Annotated in this window: 17 protein-coding genes and 1 pseudogene; 8 read left to right on the plus strand and 10 right to left on the minus strand. The window is 67.6% G+C overall.

The annotated features are described in order from the left end of the window. Window positions 1-128 precede the first annotated feature (128 nt). From ACFYOH_RS12705 to ACFYOH_RS12735, 7 genes and pseudogenes are all read left to right on the plus strand, one after another. The gene (locus tag ACFYOH_RS12705) at window positions 129-503 is read left to right on the plus strand and encodes a hypothetical protein (RefSeq protein ID WP_388624521.1); all 375 of its coding nucleotides are present in this window, start codon (window positions 129-131) and stop codon (window positions 501-503) included. Then, window positions 500-3016 carry an aminopeptidase N gene (gene pepN, locus ACFYOH_RS12710; RefSeq protein WP_388624524.1) on the plus strand — a complete coding sequence of 839 codons (2517 nt, stop codon included), beginning with the start codon at window positions 500-502 and terminating at the stop codon, window positions 3014-3016. The genes ACFYOH_RS12705 and pepN overlap by 4 nt, the downstream gene beginning before the upstream one ends. Next, window positions 3013-3501 (plus strand): NUDIX hydrolase, encoded by a 489-nt coding sequence (locus tag ACFYOH_RS12715; RefSeq protein ID WP_388624527.1) that lies wholly within the window; start codon window positions 3013-3015, stop codon window positions 3499-3501. Before pepN ends, ACFYOH_RS12715 begins: the two co-directional genes overlap by 4 nt. Window positions 3502-3566: 65 nt before the next feature. Further along, entirely contained in the window at window positions 3567-4751 is a 1185-nt protein-coding gene (locus ACFYOH_RS12720; RefSeq protein WP_388624530.1) for a serine hydrolase domain-containing protein, read from the plus strand. Beyond that, the gene (locus ACFYOH_RS12725; RefSeq protein WP_388624533.1) at window positions 4748-6421 is read left to right on the plus strand and encodes an AMP-binding protein; all 1674 of its coding nucleotides are present in this window, start codon (window positions 4748-4750) and stop codon (window positions 6419-6421) included. Before ACFYOH_RS12720 ends, ACFYOH_RS12725 begins: the two co-directional genes overlap by 4 nt. Continuing rightward, a complete protein-coding gene (locus ACFYOH_RS12730; RefSeq protein WP_388624536.1) occupies window positions 6418-7317 on the plus strand; it encodes an aminoglycoside phosphotransferase family protein in 900 nt (299 codons plus the stop codon). Before ACFYOH_RS12725 ends, ACFYOH_RS12730 begins: the two co-directional genes overlap by 4 nt. A gap of 186 nt (window positions 7318-7503) precedes the next feature. Beyond that, window positions 7504-7703, plus strand: a pseudogene (locus ACFYOH_RS12735) (GNAT family N-acetyltransferase); the annotation flags it as partial. Between the two features lies 1 nt (window position 7704). Here ACFYOH_RS12735 and ACFYOH_RS12740 read toward each other — a convergent pair. Both ACFYOH_RS12740 and ACFYOH_RS12745 read right to left on the minus strand, forming a co-directional pair. Further along, on the minus strand, window positions 7705-9726 hold the full coding sequence (locus tag ACFYOH_RS12740) for a prolyl oligopeptidase family serine peptidase (RefSeq protein ID WP_388624539.1): 2022 nt from the start codon (window positions 9724-9726) through the stop codon (window positions 7705-7707). Between the two features lie 8 nt (window positions 9727-9734). Beyond that, entirely contained in the window at window positions 9735-10004 is a 270-nt protein-coding gene (locus ACFYOH_RS12745; protein ID WP_388624541.1) for a phosphopantetheine-binding protein, read from the minus strand. Between the two features lie 331 nt (window positions 10005-10335). On the opposite strand from ACFYOH_RS12745, the gene ACFYOH_RS12750 reads away from it, so the two are divergent. Next, window positions 10336-11058, plus strand: coding sequence for a response regulator transcription factor (locus ACFYOH_RS12750; RefSeq protein WP_388624543.1), 723 nt, complete (start codon window positions 10336-10338; stop codon window positions 11056-11058). A gap of 104 nt (window positions 11059-11162) precedes the next feature. On the opposite strand, the gene ACFYOH_RS12755 is transcribed toward ACFYOH_RS12750, so the two are convergent. From ACFYOH_RS12755 to ACFYOH_RS12790, 8 genes are all read right to left on the minus strand, one after another. Then, window positions 11163-12161 carry a radical SAM protein gene (locus ACFYOH_RS12755; protein ID WP_388624546.1) on the minus strand — a complete coding sequence of 333 codons (999 nt, stop codon included), beginning with the start codon at window positions 12159-12161 and terminating at the stop codon, window positions 11163-11165. Window positions 12162-12195: 34 nt separating this feature from the next. Continuing rightward, entirely contained in the window at window positions 12196-13218 is a 1023-nt protein-coding gene (locus ACFYOH_RS12760; protein WP_388624548.1) for a radical SAM protein, read from the minus strand. Continuing rightward, on the minus strand, window positions 13215-14180 hold the full coding sequence (locus ACFYOH_RS12765; protein ID WP_388624550.1) for an NAD-dependent epimerase/dehydratase family protein: 966 nt from the start codon (window positions 14178-14180) through the stop codon (window positions 13215-13217). The genes ACFYOH_RS12760 and ACFYOH_RS12765 overlap by 4 nt, the downstream gene beginning before the upstream one ends. A gap of 127 nt (window positions 14181-14307) precedes the next feature. Next, a complete protein-coding gene (locus tag ACFYOH_RS12770) occupies window positions 14308-15864 on the minus strand; it encodes an alkaline phosphatase family protein (RefSeq protein WP_388624553.1) in 1557 nt (518 codons plus the stop codon). Continuing rightward, entirely contained in the window at window positions 15855-16460 is a 606-nt protein-coding gene (locus tag ACFYOH_RS12775) for a histidine phosphatase family protein (protein ID WP_388624555.1), read from the minus strand. Before ACFYOH_RS12775 ends, ACFYOH_RS12770 begins: the two co-directional genes overlap by 10 nt. Before the next feature lies 1 nt (window position 16461). Then, window positions 16462-17442: a UDP-glucose 4-epimerase GalE gene (gene galE / locus ACFYOH_RS12780; protein ID WP_388624558.1), complete on the minus strand. Its 981-nt coding sequence runs from the start codon at window positions 17440-17442 to the stop codon at window positions 16462-16464. After that, complete coding sequence (locus ACFYOH_RS12785) at window positions 17439-18134, minus strand: PIG-L deacetylase family protein (protein ID WP_388624560.1); 696 nt, start codon at window positions 18132-18134, stop codon at window positions 17439-17441. Before ACFYOH_RS12785 ends, galE begins: the two co-directional genes overlap by 4 nt. Then, window positions 18131-19504 (minus strand): glycosyltransferase family 4 protein, encoded by a 1374-nt coding sequence (locus ACFYOH_RS12790; protein ID WP_388624562.1) that lies wholly within the window; start codon window positions 19502-19504, stop codon window positions 18131-18133. Before ACFYOH_RS12790 ends, ACFYOH_RS12785 begins: the two co-directional genes overlap by 4 nt. Window position 19505 lies beyond the last annotated feature (1 nt).

A 19505-nucleotide genomic window follows, 5' to 3' on the forward strand; every position in this document is an offset into this window, starting at 1 on the left:
CTCAACCTTTCGGGAAAACTCAAGCCGAACCCCTTAATGCTTCCACCAGCTCGGGAAATATTCAGGTCCCGTCTTTCAGGGACAACACCCCTACTCCCGCCGTCCCGGTCGCTTGCTATAGTCGCCCGGTGATCGAGCACCCTGCGCACTACCGACGTCACCGGTTCTTCATGATGGCGATCACAGGAGCCGTCGTCGCAACCACTTTGAGCGGTTGCGCCGGAGGGGAATTCAGCAAGGCCGACAAGTCGGCATGCGAGAAATTCATCGCCACATACCGCTCGTACGAGACGGACCGCACCTCGGTGACCAAGGAAGGTCTGAACCAGGCTGCGGCAGCCCTGGTCAACACCTCGGACAAAGGGGTCAGCAAGGCCGCGGCGTCATGGCGTGACGTCACATTTCCCGAATCCAGCATCGACCGGTACGCGAAACCGCTCGTCGACGCCTGTGTGCGCGCCGGGGCTTCCGCCGCACCGTCGCCCGCCGGTACCGGCCAATGACGCAGGTTCGAGACCTGCTGTACACCGAGGCCCGTAGCCGTGCACGGCTGTTGCGGGTGCAGGAGTACGGCATCGACCTGGATCTGAGGTCGAGTGGCGAGACGTTCTCGTCCCGGACCCACATCTCGTTCACCTGCACGCGGCCCGGTGCCGACTCCTTCGTCGAGTGCTCCGCCGACGTGATCGGAAGAATCCGGTTCAACGGAACGGAACTGAGTCCCGGTCAGGTCTTCACGGAAGGCAGGATCCGGCTCGAGAACCTCGCCGCGGAGAACACCCTCGAGGTGGAGGCGGTGTTCTCCTACTCCCACGACGGCCTCGGGTTGCAGCGCCACACGGATCCGGACGACGGCGGGATCTACGTCTACTCGGATGCGCAGCCCTATGCCGCACACCGTTTCTTCGCCTGTTTCGACCAGCCGGACCTCAAGGCACCGGTCCGCCTCCATGTGACCGCTCCCGACGACTGGACCGTGCTGGGCCAGGCGGCCGGGCGAAAGGTTTCCGAAGGGCACTGGGAGTTCGCTCGGACGCAGCCTTTCTCCACATACTTCACGGCCCTGGCGGCGGGGCACTTCCACGAGGTGAGTGGAGCGAGGAACGGGTTGCCACTGGGAATACACTGCCGCCGGTCCGCGGTGCCGCTCATGGAATCCGAAGCCGCCGACCTCTTCGAAACCACGGGCAAACTGCTCGACTACTTCGAGCGACTCTTCGGTATTCCCTATCCCTTTCCGAAGCTCGACTACGTCTTCGTTCCCGAGTTCAACCACGGCGGAATGGAAAACCCGGCGCTGGTCACCCTCAATGAGAAATACCTGTTGGCTCCGACCGCGAGCGACGACAGGCGGCAGCTCCGCACCGTCATCGTCGCGCACGAGTTGGCTCACATGTGGTTCGGCAACCTGGTGACCCCGCGATGGTGGGACGACCTGTGGCTGAACGAGAGTTGCGCCGAGCTCCTGGCCGTCCTCGCGGTGTCGGAGGCGACCCGCCACGAGACCGGATGGGCGGCCTTCTGCGCCGGACGCAAGGAGTGGGGACACCGGGCCGATCGGCGGCCGGCCGCGCACCCCGTCGCCTTCGATGTCCTCAGCACGGCCGGGGTCGTCCTGAATCTCGACGCGATCACCTATGCCAAAGGCGCGGGCGTGCTCCAGCAGCTGATGGCCACCGTGGGCCGCGAGAACTTCTTCGACGGCCTCCGGGACCATCTGCGGCAGCGCACGTACGGCAACGCGACGCTCGACGACCTGATCACGGCGATGGAGCGCGCGTCGGGGCAGAGCCTCGAGAACTGGTCCGAGGAATGGCTCTACTCACCGGGCGTCAACGTGCTGCGCCCGGTGGTGGAGACGACCGACGGCAGGATCGACCGCGTGCTGATCGAGCAGACGGCGCCTGCGGACCGTCCGCTGTTGCGCCAGCACACTGTCGCCGTGGGCCTCTTCGACCGGGACGGGACCCGGCTGGTGCGACGCGACTGCGCTGTCGTCCGGCTCACCGGTCCCCGTACCGAAGTGCCAGAGCTCGCCGGACGGCGCGCTCCCGCTCTCCTGCTCCTGAACGACGGCGACCATGCCTGGGCAAGGGTCCGGCTCGACCCCCACTCGCTGACCACCTCGCTCACCTCCCTCGGTCACGTGGCGGATCCACTCGCCAGAGCGGTCGCCTGGCGGACGCTCTGGCACCTGACTCAAGACGCCGAGCTGCCCGTCAGCGACTTCCTGGCCGCTTCCTTGAGCGCCCTCGCGGCGGAGACCGATCCGAACCTCGCACGGCTAGCCGTCGACTGGGTCCGAGCGAGCATCGACACACTCGGCCGGACCGACCTCCGCGCCGCCCGCCAGCGCCTGACCGCGCGCCGTTTCGTGGACGCCGCCCACGGCCGCGAGAGCGCTCTGCGGCCGATCTTCGCGGCAGCGTTCGTCGACTCCGTGGACACCCCCGCAAGCGTGGAGGTGCTGGCGAGCTGGCTGTCCGGGGCCGACGTCCCATCAGGTGTGCAGCTCGACCGGAAGTTCCGCTGGCGCGCGGTCGGACGGCTTGCGGTACTGGGGCGGTACGGCCGGGACGAGATCCTGGACGAACTCTCGCGGGACCCGACACACACGGGTGAGCTGGCGGCAGCCACGGCGATGACGGCCCGCGCGACGGCCGAGGCCAAGGAACACGCCCTGGACCTGCTGCACAACCCCGGATCCATGCCGCCGGCCCTGCTCGCCGCCCACACGGCCGGTCTGTTCCAAGCGGACCAGCTCGCTCTCTGCGCCCCCTACGTCGAGCCGGCTCTCGCCGCACTCCCCCGGCTGTGGACGGAGTGTGACGCCTGGTCGGCCGCCCGGCTGTCCACCCTGGCCCTCCCACGGTTCCACGCGGACGCCGCTACGCTCGGGCTGGTGGACGAGCTCCTGGAGAAGGAGCCGCACCCGGGACTTCGCAGGCTGCTGACCGACTGCCGGTTCGAACTGGCCTGTGCCCACGACACACGATTGGCTGACACCACACCATGAACAGCTCGCAGCGAGAGCACGTGGCAGCGGGCTGGTACCGCTTGGGCGCCACCTGCGTCGTGCTCGACGACCAGGGCCGAGTACTGATCCAGCTGCGGCGCTCCCCCGTGCGGTGGGAGCTGCCCGGTGGGCTCGTCGACCCCGGTGAAGCGCTGTACGAGGCCGCTGCCCGGGAGACCGAGGAGGAGACCGGGGTCACCGTGCAGGTGTCCGGCCTGGCCGGCGTCTACCAGCACCCGAGCCACGGCATCCTCGCGGCTGTGTTCGTCGCCGCGCCCGTGGGAGGCGCCCCGCGACCGAGCGCGGAGGCGAGCGAAGTCCGGTGGGCCGGCATCGACACCGCCCGGACTCTGCTGAGCCCGCTGTACCGGCCCCGCCTGGAGGACGCCCTCCGAGCTTCGGGTACCGCTCCGCTCCGGGTGCACGAGGGGCAGGACATCATCGGGGCCTTGCCGGCCACCGTGCCGTCCCGTGACCGCGTCTGACCGGTCGCCGTGCCGTCGTCCGTCTTGGCACGGAGCCAACGCAACAGATCATTCGGAGGACCCACGTGAATGGAACGTCCGAGCCGCTCGACGCGGTGCTGGACCCAGGCATAGCCGCTGCCGTACCCGAACGGCTTGCGAAGACACGGCAGTTCCTGGAGAAGGACTTCGCAGAGGGCCTTCACCACGGCTTCCAGCTCTACGCCTCGGTGCACGGCAGCCCGGTCGCGGATTTCGCCTACGGCCGCGTACTCGGCAACAAGGTGACCGCGAACAGCCTCCTGCACTGGCTGTGCGCCACCAAGCCACTGACCTCGGTCGCGATCGCGCTCCTGGTCGACGACGGTGCGATCGCCCTGTCCGATCCGGTCACCCGCCATGTCCCCGAGTTCGGTGCCGCGGGCAAGGAGGGCGCGCGGATCGGGGACCTGCTCAGCCACACGGTGCCCTACCGGGACGGATCGTCCCAGTTCGTACCTTCGCTGGACTGGCGGGAGAACCTCCGGGCGGCCTGCCTGGCGGAGATCGACGACTCGGTCGGGGTGGGCGCCGTCCGCACCTACAGCACGTGGATCAACGCGCAGGTGCTCGCCGAGATCATCGCGCGTACCAGTGGGCAGGACTACCGCGACTTCCTGCGGACCCGGGTGCTCGACCCCCTGGGCATGGCCCGCACGTTCGTCGGGATGACGCCGGACGAATACTCCCTGGTCGAGAGCGACCTCGTCGCCATGACCTACGGCGGCACCAGGAAGGCCGGCTCGTCCACCAGCCACGACGGGTTCGTGGCCGGCGATCCAAGGCTGCGGGCGGCCTGCATCCCCGGCATCGGCGGCATGGGCCCCATGCGCGACCTGGCCAAGCTCTATGAGGCTCTGCTCGGCTGCGGCGACGTACCGGACCGGGCCGTATGGGCGCGGGTCTCGGACATCCTCCGGCAGCAGCACCCCATCCCGGAGCCGTCCGAGGACTGGGACAACTGGGCGAGTGGCTGGTCGATCAACAGCATGACCTGGTCGCGAGGCTTTGTGACCGACCGGGACATGTACTGTCCTCAGGCTTCCCGCCAGGTGTTCGGTCAGCCGGGCGAGAGGACGGTGATGGCCTTGGCCGACCCTGCCATCGGGCTGGTGCTGACCTTCTCCTTCAACAGCTACGTCAGCTCCGCGGTGGCGGGCTTCCGGTTGAACCTCCTCTGTCAGGCCGTCTACGAGGACACTGCCGATCTGGGCGGAGGGGGATCGCGGTGACGGCTCTGACGGATCTGGTGCGGCAGCGGGCCCTGACAGACCCCGACGGCCTCGCGGTGGTGGATGTCACCGACGGGAGGAGCCGGACCTGGACCTGGCACGAGCTGGCCGACCAGACCGACCGGGCTGCTTCCGCCCTGCTGCGGCTCGGTGTCCGCCCCGGCGAGCCCGTGATGCTGCAGCTGCCGAACATCGGCGAGCTCGTCGTCCTGTGTCTCGCCACCCTTCGGATCGGCGCTGTGTGTTGCCCGGTGATGCCGATCTTCCGTGAGCGGGAGATGGAGCAGGTGCTGCGGCGTGCCCGCCCCCGGGTGCTGGTCGTTCCGGACGAGTTCCGCGGCCGTGACCACATGGACGAGACCGAGGGCCTGGTCCGGACACCGGGTCGTGGGGAGCAGGGCCGGGGCGGGTCCCTCGAACACGTCGTGGTCGTAGCTGCTGAGGGCTCCGGGCACCGCGCACTCCCCGCGCCGGATCAGGGCCCGGCCTGGCACTCACTGACCACGCTGCTGGCGGAGCCGCCGGCCGACGCCTCGATACTCGACGACCGACGGCCCGCGGACGACTGCTTCGCCCAGCTGATGTTCACATCCGGGACGTCGGGGGAACCCAAGGGCGTGCTCCACCGGGCGGACACTCTCGGCCGGGCCGCCGCCGCGACGGCCGCCCGGCTCCGTTTGACCGAGCGCGACCGTGTCCACGTGGCCGCGCCGATGGCCCACCACAGCGGGTTCCTCTACGGAATGTGGCTCTCCTTGCTGCTCGGCACCACCCAGGTGCTGCAGCCCGTATGGGAGGCCCGGACGGCCCTGCGGGCCCTGCGTGAATGGGGCGGGACCTTCATCCAGGCCGCGACACCGTTCCTGATGGATCTGGTCACCGCCGTGGAGCGCGGTGCCGAGCCGGCGAGCGGGTTGCGGATGTTCGTGGTGACCGGGGCAGCGGTCCCACGTGCACTGGCGGAACGGGCCTCGCGGGTCCTTGGCGCCAGTGTGTGCACAGCCTGGGGCAGCACGGAGACCTGCATGGGTACCCTGTCCGCCCCCGACGACGACCCGGCTCTCGTGTGGGGGACCGACGGGCGGCCGCTGGATGGTGTCGAGCTTCGGATTGTCGACGGCCTCGATCGGCAACTTCCCCGGGGCATCGAGGGGAACCTCATTGTCCGCAGCGCCTTCGCGTTCACCGGTTACTTCCAGCGCCCCGAGTGGGACACGGAGATCTTCACCACGGACGGCTGGTACCGCACCGGAGACCTGGCGGTGCTCGAGCGGTCGGGCTACCTCCGGATCACCGGACGTGTGAAGGACGTGATCAACCGCGGGGGTGAGAAGGTCCCGGTCAGCGAGATCGAGCAGGTCCTCTATCGGCACCCCGCGGTCGAGGACGTCGCGGTGGTGGCGATGCCGGATGACAGACTCGGTGAGCGAGCCTGCGCGTTCGTCGTCGAGACGCGGGGCCGGCAGCTGGACTTCCCGGAGATGCAGCGCCATCTGAACGAAGCGGGGGTCGCCAAGCACTACTGGCCCGAACAGCTGCAGATCATCACGAAGCTGCCGCGGAACGCGGCCGGCAAGGTGCAGAAGTTCGTGCTGCGGGAACAGGCCAGGGGACTGAAACCGCTGACGACGGCCGCAAACGAGCAGCCGAGTCGGAGGGTCATCGCGTGATCAGTCTCCCTGAGGCTTTTGTCCGCAACACCGTTGCCAGGGAGGGCCGGGATGGCTCTCTGTGGGCCCAGCAACTACCGGCGCTCATGGACCGGTTGCTGGAAACCTGGGGCTGTGTCCCGGCCGGGCCCATGCTCCACGGAATGGTGGCGATCGCGCTGCCCGTGCGCCGGGCCGACGGCACGGACGCCGTCCTCAAGGTCTCCTGGCCGCACCCCGGCAACCGCTCCGAGCCCAGCGCACTGGCCGCCTGGCGAGGACGAGGTGCCGTCCTCCTGTTGGAACGCGACGACGACAACTTCGCCATGTTGCTCGAGGCGTTGGGACAGGACTCGCTGCACCATGTCGAAGACCCGGTCGAGGCATTCACTGAGGCCGGGCTGCTGGCACGGCAGATGGCCGTTGCACCACCGCCGGGACTGCCAAGACTGGAGGCGGTCCTTGCGGGGTGGAGCGCGGAGATCGCTGCGGAAGCCCGCTCACTCGGACAACCGCTGCCCCGTCGGGTCATCGACCATGCGGTCGCGACCGCCCGGGAGTTGAGCACGCGCCAACCGGAGACGATGGTCCACGGCGACCTGCACTTCGGCAATGTGCTGCGCGCACGGCGTCAGCGGTGGCTCGCCATCGATCCCAAGGGCTTCGTCGGCGACCCCGCCTATGACGGCATCGCGCTGATCCGCACCCGGTGGGCGGAGGCTGCCTCGGAGTCCAGCATCCGTCGTGCGTTGACGACCCGGCTCCAAGCCTTCGCTGAGGGTGCCGGGCTCGATCTGGAGAGCGTCCGCCGGTGGGCCCAGACCCGCGCGGTGGTCGAGGCGTTCTGGACTCGGCGGCACGCGGAGCCGACAGCCGTCATCGACATCTGCGACCAGATAGCCGTGGCACTGACCTGACCCCTCAGAAGCTCGCGGCACGGGTGGCAGTAGCGGGGCAGCAGCATGACGGTGCCGGGCCGCGGCCTTGGGGGGAGGGCCGGCTGCGGCGCGGTCGCGGCCCGGCGTCACGGTCATCCGCGACTACAAGCAGCCGCTGCCGGGCGCCCGACCGCGCCCGGACCTGGTCGCCGTCGCCCGTGATCTCGCTTGGCAGGTCACGTGGTCCTCAAGAGCATCACCCCGCGGGCGTCGTCCGCCGCGGTCGGCTACTGGACCGCGGCGCGTGCACGGGCCGGGGAGTGGCGCCCCGAGCACTGCGGGCGCTGACGGACTGGGCGACCACGCTCCTGCCCGCGGCGCCGCCCGCGTTCCCTCTCGCCGGCCACTCGCACGTACGGACGCGTGTCAGGGGCGCGTTCGGACAGGGGCCGTCGGACTGCCGATGGGGTGTGGGCACTCCCCTGACGGGTTCCTCGCCCACCCCTTCTCGTTCCGCGTGTGCTCCAGCAGCCAGTCGACCACGCGGCGCGCATAGTCGACCTGGTGCGAGAGGCGTCCGTTGTACATGAAGAGGTGATCGGCCTGGGGGTAGCGCACGAACTCCACCTCGCAGCCTTGCCGGACGAGTGCCGTGTACCACTCCTCGGACTGGCCGATCGGGTTGAGCATGTCCTGCTCCCCGTGGACGATCAACGTCGGCGTCCGCACCCGGTCGGCGTAGGTGAGCGGCGAAGACGCGGTGTAACGGGCCGGGACGTCGTACGGACTGCCGCCCATCTGCTCGATCACGAAGCCCGACCCGGTCGAGGATGTGCCGTACAGGCTGAGCCAGTTCGAGACGCACGCCGTGGATACGGCTGCGGCAAAGCGATCGGTGCGCGCGGTGAGCCAGTTGGTCATGAAGCCGCCGTGGCTCGAACCCATGACCGCGATCCGCTCCGGATCGGCGGACCCCTGCTCGACCAGATGATCGATGGCGGCCAGGAAGTCCTCCTCCTCGCTGAACCCAAGACGCGTCATGCCGCTGCGCATGAAGCCCTCGCCGTAACCGTCGCTGCCACGGGGATTCAGCAGGAGGATGGTCCATCCGCGGTCCGCGAGTTCCTGCCGGTACAGGTAGTAGGGGGAGAAGTTGGGCCGCCACGCGTTGTCCGGCCCGCCGTGGATGTCCACCAGCAACGGCGGCGGTGCTCCGTCGGCAGCCGGCACGCCGCGGATGAGATAGCCGTGGAGCACGGTCCCCGACGGAGAGCGGAAGGCGAAGTCCTCCGCTGCATGGATCGTGTCGGGATCCTGTCCGGGGTTGAGGTCGGTCAGCCGACGGGGCGACATGTCGGCCGGGTCCAGGAGGTGCACGTCGCCCGCGTTCGTCCGGTCGGAGACGGCCAGCGCGAGCAGCTTTCCGTTCCGCGCCGGGCTGACGGCTGTGACCACTGTGGAGGGCCCGGCGACCAGGGGCTGTGGCACGGTCTCCCCAGCCGGCAGCCGGTACAGCCAGGTGCACCCGCGCTCGCGGGCACAGAAGACCAGGTCTCCCCGGTCCGTCTGGATGACGGCCCCAGGGCCGCCCGAGGACGGCACGAGGACGCGGCGGTCGAAGTCCGGCAGCAGATCGGTCACGCTCGCATCATCCAGCCCCACCCGGAACAGCGTGGTCAGCCGGTTGGGCCCGGGCCGGTGCTGACCGGCCAGGATGAGTGACCGACCGTCACGGTCCCAGCCGGTCCAACTGGCGGTCCCTGCCCAATCGGCGGCCTGGCGGACGCTGTCGTCGGCGAGATCCAGGATGAACGGATGCGTGACCCGGTCGATCTCCCGGCCGTCGTGCATGGCAGAGCTGAAGCAGATCCGCCGGCCGTCGTGTGACCAGGACGGGACCCTCACGTCGAAGTCGCCGCGGGTGAGCTGGCGAACTTCACCTGTCTCCACGTCCACGACATGCAGGTGGAGACGGCTGTCGCCGAGCAGGCCGATGCCGTCGGCCTTGAAGGTGAGGCGGCGAATGACGGCCGGCGGGGCGGCACTTCCTCGGACCGGCTGGCGCGAGGCCGTGACGGGGGCGACGAAGGCGATCCGCCGCCCGTCGGGCGACCAGGAGATCTGGCTCACGCCACGGAACCCCGGCAGCAACGCGCGGGCCTCCGCACCGCCTTCCGCCTGAACCCACAGGGGCCCGTCGCTTGGATCCTCGGGTTTCGCAAGATACGCGAGTGCCCGCCCGCAGGGCGACCAGCGCGGCGATGCGGCGCCGGCCGGGCCCACCTGTTCGGACGCCTCACCGGGCGCCGAAGTGCCTGTGACGCGGATGGACGAGACCCAGCGGTCCCTTGCCGGAGCCGGCTCCTTGAGGGTGAAGGCGACCCGAGCACCATCCGGGCTCAACTCGACGTCGCCGAGCAGCCGATAGCCGGTCACATCCCATGACATGAGTCTCGTCACTCCTCGTCCGACCAGTCGGGCGCCGAGTTCAAGGCAGCGGCGAGCGCCTTCGGAGTCGACTGCGAAAAGATCTCGAGGAGGCTGACGTCCTTGTTGAGCCTCTTGCGGATCCTGGCCCGGATGCGCACCGCCTTCAGTGAAGTCCCGCCGTTCGGCTCGAAGTGGCTCGACGCGTCGAGCGAATCATCCTGCAGCACCTCACGCCAGATCGCCACCAGCTCCGTCACCGCAGCCGAGGACGATCCGCTCCTACTGTCGTTGTTCACGGGCACACCCAACTGAATACCGGCCTGCACGCCCGATGGCGGCAGTCGCTCCCACTAAAAATAGCCCGCATGCCTGGCGACGGAACAAGAGAGACCGTGCCGGAAATATCAGCACCATGAATAGGGCGAGAGGCAGCGGATGACACAGACAAGCATAATAATTGACCTACAGCAAGCTCATATTTCACAAGACGCCATAACCGCCAGATCGGACACACATGGTCAAAGCTCCATGGAGACACCCCTTATAGGGAAGAGGTCATCCCCGTCGGCACCGTTGCGCGGTCCCAGGTAAAACAATATTTTACCTTCGCCGAAGATCTTCGTCGCTATGCTCGAGAACGATCAGTCGCCGGCCGATGCCGAGGACCAGACCGGCCCTGGCGCAATCCGCACATCGACCGTGCGACTTCACTTCACCAAGATTCATCACACAACGGGGGATTCGTTGCTTAAAGTAGGGATTTTCGACCGATCACCCATATTCACCACCGGCCTCATGACCGTGCTCACCAGTAACGGTCTGAAGCCGACGGTCAAGCAGTCATCGGCGGAAGACATGGATTGGCGAGCCGATGTGTTCGTCGTCGATCCGGAAGCGGTCCAAGAGGTGCCGCTGTCCGACTTCATCACAGAGGCCGCACGGATTGCGCCGGTAGTCCTGCTCCTCCAGAACCTCAAGGACACGTCGTTCGAACAATACTCCCGATACGGAGTGCAAGGTGTCGTTCACCGTCAAGTCCCGCCCAATACCCTGGTAAAGGCGATCTGTACCGTGGCTTCCGGCGGGCAGTTCTGGGGCGAGGCCGGTGAGACACCGGGGCCACCCCAGGCCCCCGCCAACGAACGCGCTCCGATCTCCCCGCGGGAAAGGCAGGTGCTGTTGTACATCTCCCGCGGACTGACGCACTCCCAGATCGCCCGGGAACTCGGCATCAGTTCACATACCGTGGACACGTACGTGAAGCGCATTCGTCAGAAGCTCGATCTGGGAAACAAGGCCGAACTGACGCGGGCGGCCTTGTCGATTTCCCACCAAGCGAGCAGCGTATGACGACGGCCCTCTGATCGGGCACCCCTCGCGGCAGTCGTCCCATGGGCGGTCCTACGGGACCGCCCATTTTTCCGGTCGCCCTCGATGATCCGGACCACCTTCGATCACCGGAACACCGGGAGCGCCTGGGATCCGACGAAGACGGACGGGCCGGCCTTCAGACCCAGGTCATCGAGCAGCCGGGTGCCGTAGTCCCTGCGTACCACGAAACGGTTCTTTCCGTAGATGAGATAACGCTCACTATTACGCTCGCCCGTGAAGTTGATCGTCAGGACATTGGCCCCTGCCTCGAACCCGCGGCGCTGACCCCCCTCTTTGTTCTTCGCCAGCGCACTGACCGAGGGCACGAGCCACTCGGGGTTGAACAGCCGCGTTGCCGCTATCGCATTGAGCGTGGTGTCCACATCTCCTGGCGGGACATGTGACATCGGGGTGTTCGGTGCAGGAACGAACGGAGAGAAGCTGCACATGTGTGCACCCATCTCATAGGCCAGCATGATGTCGTTGGCGATTGACTCAAGGCTGTCACCCGGCAGGCCGACGATTCCGCCAGTTCCTACCTTGAAGCCGAGCTCGACAAGGTCCGACATGCACTTCAGGCGACTTACCAGGGACTCGTGCCGCATACGCGCATTGAGCTCCGGATCGCTCGTCTCGTGCTTGAGGATGTAGCTGTCGGCACCCTGTTCCCGCAGGTATTCCAGCTCACTTCTCGTCTTGTTCCCCAAATTGAGCAGGATCTCCACGTCGTCACTGTAGAGAGCCCGGATCCTGGGGATCGCCTCGCCCACCATCTTCGTCGTCTGAGGGACCTCCCCCGCCTGAAAGAAGACGACATTGATGCCGCTCTCCTTGATGGATTGCGCAGCTTCAACCAGATCATCGCTCTCGGCCAGGAACCGGTCGTTCATACGCGTGTTCTCGCGGCGCATGGGACAGAACTCGCAGTTCACCCGGCAGGCGTTGCCGATCTCAGTCACGCCCCGCACGACGACCCTGTTCCCGAACACGCTCTCCCGGGCCTTCCGAGCCTGTTCGAACAGCTGCTCCTGCTCGTTCCCCCGAAGCTTCAGCATCTCTATGAGGTCACGCTGATCAAGCATGGCTTTCCGTCCTTCCGTTCGTTTTCACTGGGTCTCAACGAACCTCGTAGCCCTCGAAGAGCTGCCGGTCGAGCAGTGAGGTCAGCACCGGCGGAGCGGCGTTCGGGTTCTCGGCCGCCGCGAAGTCCCAGAAGATCTGGCGCAGCTTCTCGTCGCTGAACTCCTCCTGTTCACGCGCCAATTGCTCCTGTCCCGCGGCCCAGATCCGGGAAACGGATGCGTCCTTGGTGTTTCCGAGCGGATGCGCACTGTACAGACGGCTCATCGTGACGTCCCCCGTGGCCGAGATCGCGACGCTGGTGTCCTTCACCAAGTAGGGAAACATCACGACGTCCTGATGCTCGGTCGGTTCGACGCCGGGCACGAGGTAAGGAGCGTTGAGATTGAGGTCGAAGTCGATCGACGGGACTCGCCGGCGAAACTCCTCGACCCTCTCGTGGATGGCCATGGTCTCCGCTTCGGTCAGCAGCAGCCCGTTGCGCCCTCCGCGTCCATGGGAACGGACGAGGATGAGATCCTGGCGGCGGAAACCGTGGCGCCGGAGGTAGTCGGCCAGCGCGAAGACGTTGTGCTGATTGGTCTTCATCACCGTGGTCAGCACCTTGAAGCTCTCGACCCGGTCGCGCAGGTAGATCGAGTTCTCGATCACCTGGTCGAAACGGTCTGTCAGCCGTACCGCGGCAAAGGTCTCCCTGGTTCCGTCCATGCTGACCCTGATGGACGAGATGCCGCTGTCGATGATGCGGTCCATCTGGTCGCGGGTCAGATTGGCCGCGTTGGTGATCAGCGTGACGGTCGAGTGCTCGAGCCGGGGGACGACGTCCAGGAGATCCCAGAAACCCTTCCGGATGGTCGGCTCGCCGCCGGTCAGCGTGATCTCGAAGGTCTTCATCCGGTCGAGATCGAGAATGACCTCCTGAAGCTGCTCGATGGACAGCATGCGGCGCCGAATGTGCACCGGGATCTCACCGGTGTTGGTGCGGCAGTGAATGCAGCGAAGGTCACAGGCATACGTGACATCCAGGCTGGCCCGCACCGGAGCATAGTAACCGCTCATGACACAAATTCCCTCTCTGAATGCCGCAGCGAAACCTCATCGCGGAGCCGGTCCTGCCACCACTTGTACGTCAGGCCGATTCCTTCGCGCAGGCCGACACGGGTGCGCCCGTTACCGAGCAGCCTGCGCGCGAGCGTGACGTCGGCGCGGAATTCCTGGATTTCGTTCTGTCTCTCCGGCATCTGCTGCACAACCGCACCCTGATGCAGTTCCAGCAGAATTTGCGCCACATCCCGGACCGAATGCGACTCACCGCTGCCGAGATTGAGTGTCGGAACCGAGCGTACCGAGGCGAGTCGGGCCAGCCGCGGGATGAGATCGGAGATGTAAGTGAAGTCCCTGCGCTGGTCTCCGCTTCCCTCCAGGAGCAGCCGGCCATCTTCCAGAGCGCTCTTGCAGAAGGACGGGACGAGTGCGTCCGGGCGTTCCCTGGGGCCGTAGACGTTGAAGAAGCGGACGAGAGTGATGTCGACCCCGACGTCCGCTGCCTGCTGATATGCCCGTGCAATCATCTCCAGCGCGACCTTCGTCGCCGCGTACGGGGAGCGCGGCGCAAGCGGCGCCCCCTCCTCGGAGGGCAGCACGGTGGCCTGGCCGTAGACCTCGCACGTACTCGCGATGATCACACGCGGCGTCCCCGCCTCAGCGACCAGGCGAAGCAGATGGCTCACCGATTCGACGTTTTCCAGATACTCGATCGGCTGGCTGAAGGATTCAGGCACGCTCTTGTGCGAAGCCAGGTGGTAGACGACGTCGACGCCGTCCAGGTCATCTGGCTCCATGTCCAGGACGGACTTTTCCTTGAACGATCCCCGGATGGATACGAGGGGCTTTGCCCGGAGATCGTCGACAGTAACCACCTGGACATTCTGGGCCTCCCACCAATCGGCCAGATGACTGCCTATGAATCCGGCACCACCTGTCGTGAGAACCCGGCTGACCACCGGTGACTCGAACGGCATCTGAGTTGATTCCCAACTGGGTTCGCCGACGGTTTGCGACGGCGTCGGAAAAGAATTCACCTGATCGGGCGGATACCCTGGCACAGGCGAAAACATCATGGCAAGAGAAATACATGGAGAGCTGAATTCATCCGACCAACAGCTTTTCGATCGCAGCCGCCACGTCCACCAGATGGCGCGGGCGGGAGATCGCTGCGGAGTCGCGGGCGTACATCCGGAAGAAGCCGTTCATGCTGGGTGCGGTCGGGAAGTATCCGTGCGACGCCGAGCGGACGGTCTGGCGAGGCGCTCCCCCGCCGTACTGGAACTCCCGGTGCGGCCCGCAGGTCACCGCCAGCTCTCCCAGCCGCGGATCGCCCCAGGGAAGCTTCCAGACGTCCGCCGTCTCCCTCGTGAGAACCTCCGTCGTGGAGTCCAGCGCCGCCAGCGTCTCCGTGAGTTCGAGCCGCTCGCCCTCGGAGAGCCCGGTGTCCGCGTAGAGGTAGGCGATGTTGCTGTCCCCCTGGAATACCATCCGGTCGTCCCAACCCAGCTCCGCCAGCACCGTGTTCAGGGCGATGTGCGTGTCGACGTAGTCGATGCCGTGGTCCGAGAAGAACAGGTAGTCGGCCGCGTCTCCGACGGTCGCCACGATCTCGCCGATCTGGCGGTCGATCAGCCGGTAGGCGTCCAGCATCTGCTCGCCGGCCTGCGCGCGCTCGGCCGGATCCCCACGCATCGCATGCCAGTACAGGAACTCCTGTGCGTGGTCCGCCTGGTTGAAACGGATCAGGAGTACGTCCGGGTCGAGCCGCTCCAAAGCGCCGAGCGCCACCCTCTTCACCCAGGGGGCCCGCGGTGATTCGTGGAACCGGTGCTCGGGGTTGGCGGTGTAGTCGACCGTGAGAGAGGACGGGCCGCCTCCCGTGTCCGCCGCTTCCACGACGTCGGCCATTGCGCCGAACGCCATCGTCAGCACAGCGGTTCCCGCGGAGAAGACCACCTGCTTCCGGTCGGCCCGGTGCACGGTCAGGGGCACGGACAGCCTCCCGACACCGTCGAGCTTCAGTTCCAGTCGCCGCGTCCGGCCCCGCTCCAGCGGCACCGGCGGTGCGCCCGGAGCGCCGGCGACCGTGATGCCGCCCTGTTCGGTCAAGGAGAAGGTGAGTGCCACCTTTCTTTGGAAGTAGGTGAGTTCGACGGCCGATCCCGGCTGTTCGCCCGGGATGCCGGGAACAGCCGTCCCGTCCGCCGCGGGGGCGTAGAGGCAGTAGACGCTGGGTATGCCCGCGTCCCCGACTGTCCGGGAGAAGGTCTGCGGGAAGTGGACCGCGGCGGTCGACAGACCGCGCTCGGCGAATCGGTCGATGAGGGAGCGACAGGTCAGCGAGGTGGTCTCGTACGGGTGCACCGAAGCGAACGGGTTGCTCGCCCGCTCCCTGATTTCCGCCACCGTCTCCGCCCCGAAGAACCGGTTGCCGACGATGCCGTGGCCAACCGGGTGCCGGCCGGTGAGGAAGGAGGCGTGCGCGGGAGCGGTCGAGGACGGGTAGACGGAGGGGAGCGCCGAGACCGCGCTGCTCCGGAACGCCGACAGCCTACGGTCAAGGGCGAAGAAGTCGTGCTCGGCCACGAGTCCCGGCACGCCGCCGTCGACGCAGAAGATGAGCAGCTTGCGCCGGGCGCCGGCCTTGGTCACTGGCATGACACGGTCTCCCTCGGTCTCTCGGAACGCCCAGAAGTGTTCGTGAGGTGGGCGGTGTCGTTGTGGCCGTGCAGCAGCCAGGCGCCGGCCGGGGAGCCCGGGCGGTACTCCCATCGCGTCACCGCGCAGTTCTCGACGGCGAGTTCCACCCGGGCTCCGGTGCCGCACAGGATCTCGAAGACGGCGTCGAACACCCCGCTGTGCGTCACCAGGACAATCCGACGCCTCGGGTCGGGGACGCCGCAGAGGCTCGAGAGGAAGCAGCCGACCCGTTCGAGGAACTCCCCCCAGCTCTCGACGCCGTCCGGCGCCGGTCCGCGGCGGCGTTCCCGGGGCGGTGGCAGGTCCGGGATGCCCGCCGCTCCCGCTCGGATCTCGTCCAGACGCCGGTCGACGACGGGATCCAGGCCGACCGCCCAGGAGATCGCCTGCGCGGTGGCCCGAGCGCGCTCCAGGGACGAGGTCCACAGCTCCGTCACGCCCTGGCCGGAGAGCCGGGCCCCGACCGAGCACGCCTGCCGCAGTCCCTCGGGCGATAGCGACCGGGAACCGGGAACACGGCTGTCACGGCCGTGCCGGACCAGAAAGATGTGCACGTCAGGCCTCCGCGGTCACGCCGGTGTGCCAGGCCCAGGCCGAGCTGAGAATGTCCTGGAGGTCACGACGCGCCGCCCAGCCGAAGGTGCGCTGCACCAGTCCGACGTCCGCCCAGGAGACCGCGGGGTCTCCGGCGCGGCGGGCTGCGAACTCCATCGGTATCTCGGCGCCGCTGATCCTCCGCAATTCCCCGGTCACTTCCAGGACACTGGTGCCCCGGCCCTGACCGAGGTTGTAGGTCCCGGAACGCTCGGGGCGGTCAAGTCCCTCGGTGACGCGGACATGGGCCTCGGCGAGGTCTTCCACATGGATGTAGTCCCGGACGGCCGTCCCGTCCGAAGTGGGGTAGTCGGCGCCGAATATCTGCAGCCGTGGCAGCAGGCCACGGGCGACCGCGACGGCCTGAGGCACCAACTGGCGGGAACCCTCATGAGCGAACTCGCCCAGCGAGCCGTCCGTCGCGGCGCCGGCGGCGTTGAAGTAGCGCAGGCAGGCGAACCTCATCCCGGTCGTGGCGGACTGGCTCTCGATCATCCGCTCACCCAGGTACTTGGACTCACCGTACGGACTCTGCGGGCCGGCCGGAGCCGTCTCGTCGACCGGACAGACCTGCGGGGTGCCGTAGACGGCCGCCGACGACGAGAAGACGAACCGCTCCACGCCGTACCGAGCAGCGGCCGCGAGCAGGTTGACGGTGCCGGAGACGTTGACCTCGAAGTAGCGCGCTGGATCACTCATCGACTCCTCGGGCGACTTGAGCGCGGCGAAGTGGATGAGACTGTCGGGACGGAACCTCGCGAAGGAGCGCATCACGGCATCCCCGTCCCGGATGTCGGCGACGTCGAGCGCGGTGTCCGGAATCGCCTCGCGACGACCGGTCGAGAGGTTGTCGAGTACGAGCACGGCGTGACCACGTGCGGTCAGCTCGCGCGCCACAAATGAACCGATGTACCCGGCCCCGCCGGTGAGCAGTACTTTCACAGCGCACCTCCCGTCCACGCCGCGGCGTCCCGGAACTCCCGCCCGAGCACGAACGCCTCGGCCGCAGTCACGCCGAGCGTGACTCCGCGATAGCCGGCGAGGGCACGGACGCCGTGCGCAGAGCGGGGATGCGGCCCGTCGAAGATCTCGTAGTCGTAGACCGCCAGCGCCTCGCACTTGCGCTCGACGAAGGCCGCGATGTCATGGAAGACGTTCGGCACGAACGGTGTGGTCTGACCGGTTTGCTGCTCGGACGAGGAGAGCACCTCGAAGTGGAGGACCTTGCGCACCGGCCCGCCGGCCATGGCGCGCGTGACGTACTCCACCGACCGGGCCACGACCCGGTGATCCACATGGATGTCACCGGCATGGTGGGTGAGGACGAGCGCAGGCTGGACGTCGTCAACGACCTCACGCACCAGCGACACGACCGCACTCTGCGGGCCGTCGCCGATCAGGGTCCCGTCCGTGGCGAGACCGCCGAACCTGATGTCGTCCACACCGAGCACCCGCCCCGCGGCGCGGCAGGTCGCGCGAGCCCGGTCGAGGGACACCTCGGTGTGCCGGAGCGAGACTCCTTCGGCCACGATCAACACCGTGGTGTCGACACCGGCCGCCGACATGGCCGCGATCGTGCCGCCGGCCCCCAGCACCTCGTCGTCCGGGTGCGCGGCGATCACCAGCGCCCTCATCGGTCCCGCTCCGAGAACCGTCCGCGCCGAACGAGCGCCCCCATCCGGAAGAGCGTCCCGATGAACTTCCTCGATTCCGCTTCGTCGTCCGTGATCAGCAGCCGCGGGTCACCCGCTGCCACAGCGCACTGGACCGACTCGTACGCAGGGCCGTCGACCGGGAGGATCTGCGACGTACGAGGGACGAACACGAAGCCGCCCTCCGCCTCGGCCCGCAGTCTGATGTCGTCCCACTCGATCTCGTCGAGAACGGTTCGCAACGGGCCGGCCGTGATCGCCATCAGGTCGAGCCGCCACACCAGGAACTCGATCCGGCGCTCCAGGAGGTGGCCGGTCAGGATGGCCTCGCGGCCCTGCCGCCCCAGCTCCGCCGCGAACGCCTCGTCAAGGATCAGGCGCTGCATCGCGCGGATCAGCTGATCGGTGTCCTTGACGAGCAGTCCGCTGACTTCGTCCTCGACGAATTCCGGAATGCCGCCGACCGCCGCCGCGATCACCGGGCGGCCTGCCGCCATGGCCTCCTTGAGCGCAAGCGGTCCCGTCTCCGGGACGCTGCTGGTGAGCATGACGGCGTCGACCGCCGCGAGTATCTCGGGGACGTCCTCCCGGTGGCCGAGGAAGTGGATCTGGTCGGCGACACCCCGTTCGCGCGACAGCCGGCGTAGCTCGTCGAGCATCGGTCCGTCGCCCACCACCAGCAAACTGGCGGATGCCTCGCCCTCCGTGAGGGCCGCCTTGGCGAACGCCTCGATGGCCTGCTCGATGTTCTTCTCCCAGGAGAGCCGGGCAACCACGGCGAAGACGAAGTCCTCGGCATCCAGCCCCAGTCTCCTTCGCATCGCGGAGCGGTCGGCAGCGGCCGTGCGCTCCAGGAACTCGGTTCCGACGCCGCTGGTGATGACCTCGACCCGCTCCGTCAGGCCGGCAACTCGGGCCGCTCTGCCACCGAACTGGGCGTCGGCCTGCTCACGGGATGTGGCGATGACCAGGTCCGTGCGCTCCAGGAGTCTGTCGGTGTCGGGCGCGTCCGGCAGGGGGAAGGCCGAATGACGGTAGAGCACCAGCGCAGGGCCGTCGGCGAGGTCGGCATCCACTTGGAGCCAGGCGGCCGAGTCATGGCGTCCGCTGACGCAGACGATGTCCACTCCCTCGGCGCGGAGGGTGCTTTCGAGTACCGCGGCGGCCTCCTCACGGGAGTCCGCGAACACGGGGGCCGTAACGGTCGGTAGTCCGGCGGCCCGGACGGCCGCGAGCATCGGGCTGTTCCGCTCGGCCATCGTGATCACCGTGTGTCCGGCTCGGTGCAGGCCGAGCACGGTGTCGAACATGTACCGGTGCTTCCCGCCCCAGACCTGGTCGGAAATCGTCACC

The organism is Streptomyces sp. NPDC007856, assembly GCF_042868225.1.
Taxonomy (GTDB): Bacteria; Actinomycetota; Actinomycetes; order Streptomycetales; family Streptomycetaceae; genus Streptomyces.

Excerpts from the sequence above, each read along its gene's own strand:
- pepN (WP_388624524.1), top strand. The coding sequence starts at position 500 with ATGACGCAGGTTCGAGACCTGCTGTACACCGAGGCCCGTAGCCGTGCA.
- ACFYOH_RS12715 (WP_388624527.1), top strand. The coding sequence starts at position 3,013 with ATGAACAGCTCGCAGCGAGAGCACGTGGCAGCGGGCTGGTACCGCTTG.
- ACFYOH_RS12740 (WP_388624539.1), bottom strand. The coding sequence starts at position 9,726 with ATGTCATGGGATGTGACCGGCTATCGGCTGCTCGGCGACGTCGAGTTG.
- ACFYOH_RS12750 (WP_388624543.1), top strand. The coding sequence starts at position 10,336 with ATGCTCGAGAACGATCAGTCGCCGGCCGATGCCGAGGACCAGACCGGC.
- ACFYOH_RS12755 (WP_388624546.1), bottom strand. The coding sequence starts at position 12,161 with ATGCTTGATCAGCGTGACCTCATAGAGATGCTGAAGCTTCGGGGGAAC.
- ACFYOH_RS12760 (WP_388624548.1), bottom strand. The coding sequence starts at position 13,218 with ATGAGCGGTTACTATGCTCCGGTGCGGGCCAGCCTGGATGTCACGTAT.
- ACFYOH_RS12765 (WP_388624550.1), bottom strand. The coding sequence starts at position 14,180 with ATGCCGTTCGAGTCACCGGTGGTCAGCCGGGTTCTCACGACAGGTGGT.
- ACFYOH_RS12770 (WP_388624553.1), bottom strand. The coding sequence starts at position 15,864 with ATGCCAGTGACCAAGGCCGGCGCCCGGCGCAAGCTGCTCATCTTCTGC.
- ACFYOH_RS12785 (WP_388624560.1), bottom strand. The coding sequence starts at position 18,134 with ATGAGGGCGCTGGTGATCGCCGCGCACCCGGACGACGAGGTGCTGGGG.